General features: G+C 62.1%; 9 protein-coding genes and 1 tRNA gene. 3 read left to right on the top strand and 7 right to left on the bottom strand.

The features are described from left to right. Positions 1-125 precede the first annotated feature (125 nt). Together BLW25_RS12105 and ettA are read right to left on the bottom strand one after the other, a co-directional pair. A tRNA-Ala gene (locus tag BLW25_RS12105) sits at positions 126-201 on the bottom strand. Positions 202-891: 690 nt separating this feature from the next. Then, complete coding sequence (gene ettA, locus BLW25_RS12095) at positions 892-2550, bottom strand: energy-dependent translational throttle protein EttA (protein ID WP_092899362.1); 1659 nt, start codon at positions 2548-2550, stop codon at positions 892-894. A gap of 290 nt (positions 2551-2840) precedes the next feature. Here ettA and BLW25_RS12090 point away from each other — a divergent pair, with 290 nt between their 5' ends. Both BLW25_RS12090 and BLW25_RS12085 read left to right on the top strand, forming a co-directional pair. Further along, the gene (locus BLW25_RS12090) at positions 2841-3866 is read left to right on the top strand and encodes an alpha/beta hydrolase (RefSeq protein WP_092899360.1); all 1026 of its coding nucleotides are present in this window, start codon (positions 2841-2843) and stop codon (positions 3864-3866) included. Between the two features lie 800 nt (positions 3867-4666). Further along, positions 4667-4873, top strand: coding sequence for a cold-shock protein (locus BLW25_RS12085; protein ID WP_092899358.1), 207 nt, complete (start codon positions 4667-4669; stop codon positions 4871-4873). 101 nt (positions 4874-4974) lie between these two features. On the opposite strand, the gene BLW25_RS12080 is transcribed toward BLW25_RS12085, so the two are convergent. Next, positions 4975-5406: a hypothetical protein gene (locus BLW25_RS12080; protein ID WP_092899356.1), complete on the bottom strand. Its 432-nt coding sequence runs from the start codon at positions 5404-5406 to the stop codon at positions 4975-4977. A 198-nt stretch (positions 5407-5604) separates the two neighbouring features. Here BLW25_RS12080 and BLW25_RS12075 point away from each other — a divergent pair, with 198 nt between their 5' ends. Next, entirely contained in the window at positions 5605-6351 is a 747-nt protein-coding gene (locus tag BLW25_RS12075; protein WP_092899354.1) for a class II aldolase and adducin N-terminal domain-containing protein, read from the top strand. A 48-nt stretch (positions 6352-6399) separates the two neighbouring features. On the opposite strand, the gene BLW25_RS12070 is transcribed toward BLW25_RS12075, so the two are convergent. The 4 genes from BLW25_RS12070 to BLW25_RS12055 are packed head-to-tail and all read right to left on the bottom strand — an operon-like array spanning position 6400 to position 11426. Continuing rightward, positions 6400-8067, bottom strand: a complete 1668-nt coding sequence (locus tag BLW25_RS12070) for an ABC transporter ATP-binding protein (RefSeq protein WP_092899352.1) — start codon at positions 8065-8067, stop codon at positions 6400-6402. After that, a complete protein-coding gene (locus tag BLW25_RS12065) occupies positions 8064-8876 on the bottom strand; it encodes an ABC transporter permease (RefSeq protein WP_092899350.1) in 813 nt (270 codons plus the stop codon). Before BLW25_RS12065 ends, BLW25_RS12070 begins: the two co-directional genes overlap by 4 nt. Then, positions 8873-9829, bottom strand: coding sequence for an ABC transporter permease (locus BLW25_RS12060; protein WP_092899348.1), 957 nt, complete (start codon positions 9827-9829; stop codon positions 8873-8875). Before BLW25_RS12060 ends, BLW25_RS12065 begins: the two co-directional genes overlap by 4 nt. Before the next feature lie 10 nt (positions 9830-9839). Then, a complete protein-coding gene (locus tag BLW25_RS12055) occupies positions 9840-11426 on the bottom strand; it encodes an ABC transporter substrate-binding protein (protein ID WP_092899346.1) in 1587 nt (528 codons plus the stop codon). Between the last annotated feature and the right edge of the window lie 385 nt (positions 11427-11811).

Below are 11811 nucleotides of genomic sequence, written 5' to 3'. Positions count from 1 at the left end.
CAACAAAAAAGCCAGCAGAGCTACCTCTACCGGCTTCACACTCTCCTATAGACGCAGATTTCCAATAAAATGGACAATCCACTGTCATTAATGGAAGATCTATCTGGCACTTGCCATGTTTTAATTGGTGGAGCCAAGGAGGATCGAACTCCTGACCTCTTGAATGCCATTCAAGCGCTCTCCCAGCTGAGCTATGGCCCCACCTTGAGGTATCGCTGACTTCACGCCTGCGATGCGGCGTTATTTAGTCTGGGCTTGGGGGAGGTGCAAGAGGAAAAAAGCGCCCAGCGTCACGAAATGATGGATCGGGTCAGCGGGGCTTCCTCGGGTAAGCCGTTGATCTGCTGGCGTCTGCCGGCGTGCCTGTTGCGAGGATCCGACGCGGTCAGCGGGTCCCGAAAAACAGTCCCAGTCGCGCCCGTCGCGAGGGGAAGGGGGGGGCGATGGGGGGTGAAGCTGGCATTGTGCCGCAAGTGCCAGGATCCAGTGACCGGGCAACCCGTCTTGCAGATGGGCGTGGTGATCGGATCCTTTCGCGACCTTGTGGAGAGCCATGCCTGCAATTCTGAGCCGGAGAGGCGTGTCAAAGGCCTGCGCGAGGCCGAGGCGTTCCGGGAGTTTCAGGCGCGAGGGGGATGATCGGTTTGCGAGCAGCGGCCTGAGTTCACGGGCTGTGCCCCCTGCGCCTGAGCTGCGCGACGGATTTTGTCGATGGATGCTGTGGTTCGGGGAGGAGGCGACGTGGGCCTCTCCCTCCCGGGGATCACGCTTTGCAGCAGAAACAGGGTATCGCAGGGCGGGGTAGGGCTGCGATGCCCCGGTCGTTTATAACCAAAAAAGCCGCTCCCAATCCGGCCGGATCGGGAGTGGCTTTTTTGCAGGTTGCCTGTATCAGCGGGTGAATTTCTTGTATTTCACCCGTTTCGGCGCTGCGGCATCGACGCCGAGGCGGCGGATCTTGTCTTTCTCGTAGTCATCGAAGTTGCCCTCGAAGAACTCGACATGCGCGTCGCCCTCGAATGCCAGAATATGGGTACAGAGCCGGTCGAGGAAGAAGCGGTCGTGGCTGATGATCACCGCGCAGCCCGCGAAATCCTCGATCGCCGCTTCAAGCGCCTGGAGCGTTTCGACGTCGAGATCGTTGGTCGGCTCATCGAGCAGCAGCAGGTTGCCACCGGATTTCAAGAGCTTCGCGAGGTGGACGCGGTTGCGTTCGCCCCCCGACAAAAGGCCGACCTTTTTCTGCTGATCAGTGCCCTTGAAGTTGAAGGCACCGACATAGTTGCGCGACGAGAGCTGTGCATCGCCGAGATGGATGATCTCTGCCCCGCCCGAGATTTCTTCCCAGACGTTCTTGTCGGAATCGAGCGCATCGCGCGACTGATCGACATAAGACAGCTTGACCGTATCGCCCAGCTTCACGGTGCCTTCATCTGGCTGTTCAAGGCCAACCAGCATCTTGAAAAGGGTCGATTTCCCGGCGCCGTTCGGCCCGATCACACCGATGATACCGCCCGGCGGCAGGGTGAAGCTCAGATCCTCGATCAGAAGCTTGTCGCCCATCGCTTTTTTCAGACCCTCGACCTCAATCACCTTGCCGCCAAGGCGCGGGCCATTCGGGATGACGATCTGAGCCTTGCCCACGCGGTCTTTAAGCGATGCCTCATCGACCAGCTTGTCATAGGCCTGGATACGGGCTTTCGATTTGGTCTGGCGGGCTTTCGCACCCTGCCGGATCCACTCAAGCTCCTTCTCCATGACCTTTTGCTTGGCCTTATCCTCACGGGCCTCTTGCGCCATGCGCTTGGCCTTGGCTTCCAGCCAGGAGGAGTAATTTCCCTCATGCGGCAGGCCACGGCCGCGTTCCAGCTCGAGAATCCAGGTCGTGATATCGTCAAGGAAGTAACGGTCATGGGTAACCGTCAGGATGGTGCCCTTATACTCGATCAGGTGTTTTTGCAGCCAGGCGATGGTCTCGGCGTCAAGGTGGTTGGTCGGCTCGTCAAGGAGCAGCATATCCGGCTCTTCAAGGAGCAGCTTGCAAAGTGCCACCCGACGACGCTCGCCGCCCGAAAGGGTCGAGACATCGGCATCATCGGGCGGGCAACGCAGCGCTTCCATCGCGATGTCGATCTTGCTGTCGAGATCCCAGAGGTTCTCGGCGTCGATCTCATCCTGGAGACGCGCCATTTCCTCGGCGGTCTCGTCGGAATAGTTCATCGCCACTTCGTTATAGCGGTCGAGTTTCGCCTGTTTCTCGGCGACGCCCAGTTTGACGTTTTCACGCACATTCAGCGTCTCATCGAGCTGCGGCTCCTGCGGCAGATAGCCGACTTTGGCGCCCTTGGCGGCCCAGGCCTCGCCCTGGAAATCCTTGTCGAGGCCGGCCATGACCTTCAGCAGCGTCGATTTACCGGCGCCGTTGACACCGACGACACCGATTTTGACGCCGGGCAGAAAGTTCAGATGGATGTTTTCGAAAACCTTCTTCCCGCCGGGATAGGTCTTCGAGACGCCGTCCATGTGATAGACATATTGATAGCTGGCCATGAGGTCGCTCCGAATGGGATTTCCGTGCAGGAATTGGGCAGGATTGGCCCTCATGTAGCGATCCGGACGCGCGGGGGCAAGGCGCGCGCGCCGCGATACGCCGATCAGACACGCGCCGGAACCGGCATGTGCCGGGGAATTTCCCGGGGTGAGGCGGGGCGGCTGCAGCACAAGGCGGCAGCCTCGCAGGATTGTGTGGCAACGACCGGCGGGAGGCCGAAGATGCGCGGTTGCGTCGCGGCGATGGCCCCGGCAGGATCACAACCGGTTGAAGCTGGACGGTCCTGGTGATGCGGCGCGGCGATGTGGTTCATGACAGGCAGGGTGCCGGGCTGCCCGGCAGGCAGTCCTGGCGGTGGCATCTGGTTTGTCTTGCCGCGGTCATGGGGCTTTTTCTGGCCGGTTGCGGCCCGGCGCGCCAGCCCGCCGAGGTGACGCCGCAGCCGGAGCGCGGTGCGCTCAACACGACCAAGGCCGTTCCGGGGCCTGCGGCGCTGATCCACGAGGTCGCACGGGGGAAGGGACGGCCAGAGCGGATCACCTATCTCATCCCCGGCGCGCTTTCGACCGCGCATATTTTCGGGACGCTGCGTCGGCCTTCGGGGCCGGGCCATCTGGTGATGGAATACCGCTTTCCGGGGCTCGAGGGCCAGCCGCTCGACCCGCCGATGCGCGTGGCAGAGGTCGCGGCTGCCATCGCGCGCCATGCAGCGCATTATCCCGGCGCCCGGATCGAGATCCTTGGCTTTTCCACCGGCGGCGCCATTGCCATCGAGGCGGCTGGCAGGATCGGGCCGCAGCGCTCCGTTCGCGTCGTGGTCCTGTCTGGGGTGACACCTTTCCCCGGCGCCTACGAATCCGGGGCGCGGGGCATGCTGGCGGTCGGGGCGTCGGCGCTGACGGCGGGCTCGCTGGCGCCGCGCGCGGTCTGGGGCGAGTATTACAAGGTGCTGCTTTACGGCTATGGCTGGCGCAAGGATCCGACGATAAGGCGCCTGGCCGAAAGACGGGCGGCACGCGACCGCGATCACCTGATCCTGCCGGTGAAGGGTCTTGGCCGGGCACATACCGGCGATCTTCTGGGCTGGACCCTGTCGCCCGAGGCTGTCCGGTCGGGGGCCACAGTCCTTTTCCTGCATGGCAGTGTCGATCCGGTGTTTTCCCCGGGCGGGGTGGCGCGGCTGGCGAGACGGCTGGATGCCACCCTCTGCGTTGTGCCCGGCGGCGGTCATCTGATGCTGGTCACCCATCCGCGTATCGTCGGGCGGATCGGGGCCTTCCTGCGCGGCACCTGGCAGGCAGAGGAATGCCGCTGAACGCCGGGGCCTCACCGGCGTCGGGAACCCCCGGCGGTTGAATGCGTTGGATCTCTGTCCTGGAACCAATGCGAAAGGAGATCATCATGAAAGGAATTGGCGCCTGGTTGCTGGGTATCCCGATCCCGATCATCATTATTCTCTATCTTTTTGACGTATTCTGATCCGGGTAAGGCCAGAGCCTGACCTCAGGTTTCTCTGACCTAAGGCTTCCCTGACCAGAGCTGGCCTGCCAGACAATGCAGGCCAGCCCTCTGGGGAAACATGGTGCAAAGCGACGGTGGATCCGCCGCGTGATGATCACCTCACCGCCCTGGAAATCCCCGCGCCACTAACTTCCAAACAGTCCGCCCATTGTTTGCGGGAAGCGCAGGGATTGCGGGGCGTTCAGGCAGACAGCTGCGCCAGACCATGGCAATCGTGACGTTGTTTCCTGGTGGAGTGATGCGCTTCCCGAGTGGCCTTGGCGCGCCGGTCCCTGGTTCAGGTTTTCCGGCCGCTCTCGCACCCTGCGCCCTTTTGCGGGAAGCCCCGGCTTTCACCCAGAGGAACCGACCGAGGGCAACTTGTGGCAGATTTCAGGGCGACGAGGGGGCGGTGGCTGACCGCCGTGATCCGCCGGTAAACCGCGCAAAGCCCAGCTTTCACTTGCCCTTTCCTGCATTTCGGGGCATAGGACAGGTGCGACGTTATCTTCTTTCGACCTGTCTCCGCCATACGGCCTACAGCCATCGACCAAAAAGCTGACTGCGCCAGTCCGCCACATAACGTGGGCGGAGATACGATCAGGAGATCTCACGATGGCCAACGGCACCGTGAAATGGTTCAATGAAACCAAGGGCTTCGGCTTCATCGCCCCCGAGGGTGGCAAGAAAGACGTCTTCGTTCACATCACCGCGCTGGAGCGCGCCGGTCTGCGCGGTCTGAAAGACGGCCAGGCTGTGACCTTCGACATCGAAGCCGGCCGTGACGGTCGCGAATCCGCGATCAATATCGCACTGGCATAAGCCTTCAGGCGCCAGCTGAAACAGAAAGGGCGGCCCCGTGGCCGCCTTTTTTCATTTGCGATCCAGCGGTTGCTGTATGGATGCCGCTCGGGCCGGGGGCCTCAGGCGGTCGCCCAGCGGGTCAGATCGCGCAGCGCATGTTCGCAGCCGATCCGAAGGCTCAGATCCGAAACCGGTGCCCGCAGCCGGATCGGCTCTTCACGGGCATCAGGGAAGACATGGGTCGGGAAGCCGGCGCTGATCAGCACCACCGGCAGCCGCGACCGGACCGCCGTGAGGGTGCGTGTGACCACCTGCGCCACATCACCGGCACCGAGGCTGTCGCAGTCGAGCACCAGGATATCGCAGTCGCGCGGATCGTCGATCACGACCGAGAGTGCAGTGTAAAGTTCGGTTTCGGTTTCGATCCGTCCCCCCAGAGCCGCCAGCCGCCCGGCGAGTGGCGCGGTTTCGGTGCTGGTGACACAGAGCGCGCGAAACCCATTACCGATCCTGACTGCGCCGCCTAGGTCAAAGGAATGATCAGCCTGCATCGCGGTGTTCCGGGGATAGGGGGATATGCGCAGAGGCCGGGAGGGCTCTCGGCCTGGCTGTTATCTTGCGGTCTGATTGGGCTTATTTCAGGGTTGGATTCAGGAATTTCCGCGTCAGAGCTGCCTTGATGCTGCCATCTTGATTGTGAGGACGGCTCCGTGCAGGCTGGCCGCATAAATAACGGCAGGGAGGCGTAAATGAACCAGCACAGTAATCTGACCCATGAAATCCAGCGCTGTGACCTTGCAGCGGCCTTCCGCTGGACGGTGCGGCTTAATATGCATGAGGCGGTGGCGAACCATTTTTCGCTGGCGATAAACCCGGGCGGAACCCGGTTTCTGATCAACCCGAACGGGCGGCATTTCTCGCGCATCACCGCCACCTCGCTGGTCGAGATCGACGCGGAAGACCCCGATACGATGCAGCGCCCCGATGCGCCGGACCCGACCGCCTGGGGGCTGCATGGCGCCATTCACCGGGCCTGTCCGCATGCGGTCTGTGTGATGCATGTCCATTCGGTCCATGCGACGGTGCTGGCGGCGCTTGAAGACTCGCATCTGCCCGCCATCGACCAGAATTCCGCGATGTTCCATGGCCGCCAGGTGGTTGATGGCCATTATGGCGGAATGGCATTCGAGGAGGAGGGCGCCCGCTGCGCCGAACTGCTCGCCGATCCGAAGATCCACACGCTGATCATGGGCAATCACGGTGTGCTGGTGATCGGCCGCTCGGTCGCCGAGGCCTTCAACCGTCTCTATTACTTTGAGCGCGCTGCCGAGACCTATATCCGTGCCCTGTCGACCGGACGGCCCCTGCGGCTGATGTCGGATGCGGTGGCGGAAAAGACCGCTGCAGAATGGGAGGCCTATCCCGGTTTTGCGAACGCCCATCTGTCCGAGATCCGCGCGATCCTCGACCGCGAGGAACCCGATTACGCCGGCTGAGATGAAACGGCCCGCCTGGTGACAGGCGGGCCGTATCTTCTGGCCGGATCAGTTGCCGGCGCCGGCTTTGCCGATCCCGGTCTGGCGACGGTGTTCCAGCACGCCCTCCAGCCAGCCCAGTTCCATCTCTGGCACCGAGGACAGCAGCAGGTCGGTGTAATCGTCGAAGGGCGGTGCCAGTACATCGCTCTTCTGCCCGTAACGCCGCACTTCGCCCTTATACATCACTGCGATCTTGTCGGCGATGGCGCGCACGGTTGCCAGATCATGGGTGATGAAGAGATAGGCCATCTGCGTTTCGGCCTGAAGTTCCAGCAGCAGTTTCAGGATGCCATCCGCCACCAGCGGATCCAGCGCCGATGTGACCTCGTCGCAGATGATCAGCTTCGGTTTTGCCGCCAGCGCCCGCGCGATGCAGACACGCTGTTTCTGACCGCCCGACAGTTCCGCCGGGTAGCGGTCGGCAAAGCCTTTGCCCATCTCGATCTGGTCGAGAAGCTCCTGCACCCGCTTGTCGCGCGCGCTGCCTTTCAGGCCGAAATAGAACTCCAGCGGCCTGCCGATGATGGTTCCGACCGTCTGGCGCGGGTTCATCGCGGTATCGGCCATCTGGTAGATCATCTGGATCTGACGCAGATCGTCGCGCGTGCGCCCGGCAAAGGCCTGCGACAGCTGGCGCCCGTCAAAACTGATCCGGCCCTTTGACGGCGGCAAGAGGCCGGTGATCGCCCGCGCCAGCGTTGATTTGCCCGAGCCGCTTTCGCCAACCACTGCGAGCGTCTGCCCAGGCGGCAGATCAATCGTGATATTCTTCAGGACATCGAAATTGGTCCCGGCATAACGTGCCGTGACGCAGTCGATCTTCAGAAGCGGCGCGTCTTCGGGCTTTTCCGCATGCTCGATGCTGCGGACAGAAACCAGCGCTTTGGTGTAATCCTCGGTGGGGCGGTTGATGATCTGATCGGTGGAACCGAGTTCGACCTTGCGACCTTGGCGCAGCACCATGATCTCATCGGCGACCTGGGCCACCACGGCCAGATCATGCGTGATATAAAGCGCGGCGACGCCGGTGTCGCGGATCGCCTCTTTGATCGCGGCTAGAACGTCGATCTGGGTGGTCACATCCAGCGCAGTGGTGGGCTCGTCAAACACCACCAGATCGGGCTTGGGGCAAAGCGCCATCGCCGTCATGACCCGCTGCAGCTGCCCGCCCGAGACCTGATGAGGATAGCGGTTGCCGATGGTTTCCGGCGAGGGCAGGCCGAGCTTGCGAAACAGGGTGATCGCCCGCGCCTGGGCCTCGGATTTCGACATGAGGCCGTGCGACAGGCAGGTCTCGATCACCTGATCCATCAGCCGTTTCGACGGGTTGAACGAGGCCGCCGCCGATTGCGAAACGTAAGTGACCTCTTTCCCCCTGATCTTGCGCAGGGTCGCAGCGGAGGCCGTACGGATCTCGCGCCCGTTCAGAAGGATCTCGCCTCCGGTCAGCCGCACGCCACCACGCCCGTAAGACATGGATGAAAGCCCGATGGTCGATTTCCCCGCGCCGGATTCGCCGATCAGCCCCAGAACCTTGCCCTTTTGCAGCGTCACATCGACGCCATGCACCAGGGTCACGTTCTTTGGCGGCTCGCCCGGCGGGTAAGACGTGGCCTCGATCACGAGACCACGGATTTCCAGAAGCGGCCCGTTATGTCCTGGTCTGTCAGTCATCCGCGGCCTCCTTTCAGGCTGGAGGTGCGCGACAGCACCCAGTCGGCCACCAGGTTGACCGAGATCGCGAGCGCGGCAATCGCCAGCGCCGGCACCATCGCCGCCGAGATCCCGTAGGTCAGTCCGTCCTTGTTTTCCTTCACCATGCCGCCCCAATCCGCCAGCGGCGGCTGCACGCCAAGACCAAGGAAGGAAAGCGTCGAGATGAAGAGTACCGCGAAGATGAACCGCAGGCCAAACTCAGCGACCAGTGGCGACAGCGCATTGGGGAGGATCTCGCGAAAGATCACCCAGGTGCCTTTTTCACCGCGCAGCCGCGCCGCTTCGACATATTCCATCACTGCAATATCCATCGCGACCGCGCGGGCGAGACGGAAGACGCGGGTGGAATCGAGCACCCCCATCACAAGGATCAGGACCGTCAGGTTCAGCGGCAGCACCGACAAGAGAACCAGCGCCACGATCAGCGAGGGGATCGCCATCATCAGATCGCAGATCCGCGACAGGATCTGGTCGGTCCAGCCGCCCTGAACTGCCGCCATGAAGCCAAAGAACGACCCCATCGAGAAAGAGATGATCGAAGCCGCCAGGGCGACAAATATCGTGATCTGGCCGCCTTTGATCAGCCGCGAAAGGATGTCGCGGCCAATTGTGTCGGTGCCGAACCAATGTGTGGCAGAGGGGCTTTCCCACTGGCCTCCGACGGGAAGGTCATAGGCATAGGGCATGATCAGATCGGCGAAGATCGCTGAAAACACAAAGACGCCGGTGAGGATAAGGCCGATAAGGGCTGAGGGCGGTATTCTCATTTCGGATGCCTCAGTCTCGGGTTGGCGATGATCGAGGTCACATCGGCGATGATGTTCAGCCCGATATAGACGGCGGCAAAGATCAGCCCGACGGCCTGCACCACCGGCAGGTCGCGTTTGGTCACATGGTCGACCAGATACTGGCCGAGTGCGTTATAGGAGAACACCACTTCGACCACGACAACGCCGACCACCAGATAGGCGAGGTTGATCGCCACCACCGAGATCACCGGCGCGATGGCATTGGGGAAAGCGTGCTTCCAGATGATCGTCATGGGCGAGAGGCCCTTCAATTCGGCCGTCTCGATATAGGCCGATTGCATGACATTGAGGATCGCGGCGCGGGTCATCCGCATCATATGCGCGAGCACCACCATCACGAGGACGATGACCGGCAAAGCCACGGCCTGCAATTTCGCCCAGAAGCTCATCCCGGGAAAGACAATGGCGACCGGCTGGAAGACCGGGAAGACGATCGTGAGCAGGTAAATCACGAAATAGGCGGCGACGAATTCCGGCAGACTGATCGTGGTCAGCGTGACCGCCGAGATCACCTTATCGGGCCAGCGGCCGGCATAGCGGGCAGCCACCGCGCCAAGGATCAGCGCCAGCGGCACCGCGATCATGGCGGCGCATCCGGCCAGAAACAGCGTATTCCCCAGGCGTTGCCCGATGGCCTGCGCGATATCGACACCATTGGTGAGGGCCTTGCCCAGATCGCCGGTCATCACCCCGCCGAGCCAGTTAAAGTAACGCGTCAGCGCGGGCTGATCGAGCCCCATCTGCGCGCGCAGGTTCTCCAGCGCCTGGGGCGTCGCGGACTGGCCGAGAATGGCCTGCGCCGTATCACCGGGCAGGGCCTCGACGCCGAGGAAGATCACTGCCGAAACCGCCAACAGCAGCAAGAGGCCCAGCGCGATGCGCTGGACCAGAAGTTTCAGGATTGGATGCACCGATGCGTCCTCAGACCAGCCAGCACTTGGACGGAGCGCGGTAGTTCATCATCTCGGCATTCGGATCGTCCACCCAGCCGCCGATTTCATTCGACCGGATACCTGCCACGAATTCGTTGAACATCGGCAGGATCAACCCGCCCTCGTCCCGCACAATATGCGCCATTTCCGAGTAATCGGCCTTGCGCTTGGTCTCGTCCAGCTCTGCCCGGGCCGCCAGCAGCAGCTCGTCAAATTTGGCGTTCTTGAACCTGGTGTCATTCCATTCCGCTGTGGACAGGTAAGCGGTGGAATACATCTGGTCCTGGACCGGACGGCCCCCCCAGTAGCTGGCGCAGAAGGGCTGCACATTCCAGACATTGGTCCAGTAGCCGTCATCGGGCTCAAGCTGGATCTGCAGCGGAATGCCGGCGGCCTGGGCCGAAGCGGCAAAGAGGTTCGCCGCGTCAACCGCGCCGGGGAAGGCGCCCGGCGCGGTGCGCAGGATGATCGGGCTGCCGTCATGGCCGGATTTGTCATAGGCCGCTTTGGCCGCCGCCGCGTCATATTCGCGCTGGGGAATGCTGTCGTCGAACAACGGATAGGCCGCATTGATCGGGAAGTCATTGCCCACAGAGCCAAGCCCGCCCAGCACCTTTTCCACCATCTCGTCGCGCTTGACCGCAAGCTTCAGCGCGGTCCGCAGATCGTTATTGTCAAAGGGCGCCGTGTCGACATGCATGATGAAGACGTAATGGCCACGCCCGATTGCGCGCCGCACCTCGACACCGGGGGCGCCGGCCAGAAGCTGCGCGATTTTCGGGTCGATCCGGTTCATCATATGAACCTGGCCCGATTGCAGCGCGGCGGTGCGGGCGGTGTTGTCATTGATCGAGAGAATCTCGACCGTATCGGCGTGACCCATATTCGGGTCCCAGTAATTCGGGTTCTTTTGCAAAACGTAGCGGACGCCGGGCTCGAAGGTCTCGAGGATATAGGGGCCGGCGCCGATGCCGGCATTGGGGTTGTCGTAACCGCCGCCGGGCTGGATGATCAGGTGGTAATCGGTCAGCAGGTAAGGAAGGTCGGCCGAACCCGCATCAAGTGTCAGCGTCAGCTTGTCGCCTTCCGCCTTCATATCGGTGATGCCCTTGACGATCCCGAGCGCGCCCGATTGCGCCTGTTCGTCGGTATGGCGCTTAAAGGTCGCCAGCACGTCTTCGGTGGTGACCGGCGCCCCGTTCGAGAAGGTCAGCCCCTGGCGGATCTTGAAGGTCCAGACCTTCGAATCCGGGCTCGAAGAAGCCTCTTCGCCGATCCGGAAATCAATGGTCCCGTCCGGGTTCATGTCAACGAGCTGCTCGCCCCATTGCGCATTGCCGACCTGCGGCACGACCGAAGCGGCCAGCGCCGGATCGAGCGTATTGGTGCTTTCGCCGCCCGCAAGGCCCACACGGATGGTGCCGCCTTTCTTCGCCTCGGCCTGGGCCGCTTTGGTGAACAGCGCCGAGGCCAGCGCGGCAGAGACCCCCATCGCGGTGGTCCGGCCGATGAATTCGCGGCGGTTCATTTTGCCGGCGCGGGCACGGGCGACCATCCAGTCGAGTTTCTCGGACATTCATTTTCTCCCTGTCGGTTTTCTGTCGGTTTTTCTCCGGTCCGCCTTTTGGCATCACCGGATTCTGTTTTTGATTATTGAGTCAATAAAAGCGCGAAGCGGGGCATCGGGCAAATGTTTTCGTTGCGGACAAACCCTGCGGTTGTCCGTCGAGACCAGACAGAGGCAGATGCCCCGGAATATATCAGTCTCTGGTTGTCCATGCTGGCCACACCGGTTCCGGCACAACCGCGATGGTGTGAAAGATGAGGCGGGGCAAAGCTGCCCCCGGGCCAGGCCCGTCTGTCTTCAACCATATCGCGGCAAACATAAACGCGCGCCTTCCAGGAATGCAACCCATTGGCAGAAAAGACCTTCCTGGCGCGGTTTTCGTCAGCACCGTAAG

The sequence above is a fragment of the Rhodobacter sp. 24-YEA-8 genome, from assembly GCF_900105075.1.
Taxonomy (GTDB): Bacteria; Pseudomonadota; Alphaproteobacteria; order Rhodobacterales; family Rhodobacteraceae; genus Pseudogemmobacter.
Note: the sequence above shows the minus strand (reverse complement) of the source record. Positions and strands in the feature narration are given on the sequence as shown.

Coding starts and splice junctions, on each gene's coding strand:
- BLW25_RS12070 (WP_092899352.1), bottom strand. CDS start 8,067: ATGACTGACAGACCAGGACATAACGGGCCGCTTCTGGAAATCCGTGGT.
- BLW25_RS12075 (WP_092899354.1), top strand. CDS start 5,605: ATGAACCAGCACAGTAATCTGACCCATGAAATCCAGCGCTGTGACCTT.
- BLW25_RS12090 (WP_092899360.1), top strand. CDS start 2,841: ATGCGGCGCGGCGATGTGGTTCATGACAGGCAGGGTGCCGGGCTGCCC.
- BLW25_RS12085 (WP_092899358.1), top strand. CDS start 4,667: ATGGCCAACGGCACCGTGAAATGGTTCAATGAAACCAAGGGCTTCGGC.
- BLW25_RS12065 (WP_092899350.1), bottom strand. CDS start 8,876: ATGAGAATACCGCCCTCAGCCCTTATCGGCCTTATCCTCACCGGCGTC.
- BLW25_RS12080 (WP_092899356.1), bottom strand. CDS start 5,406: ATGCAGGCTGATCATTCCTTTGACCTAGGCGGCGCAGTCAGGATCGGT.
- BLW25_RS12055 (WP_092899346.1), bottom strand. CDS start 11,426: ATGTCCGAGAAACTCGACTGGATGGTCGCCCGTGCCCGCGCCGGCAAA.
- ettA (WP_092899362.1), bottom strand. CDS start 2,550: ATGGCCAGCTATCAATATGTCTATCACATGGACGGCGTCTCGAAGACC.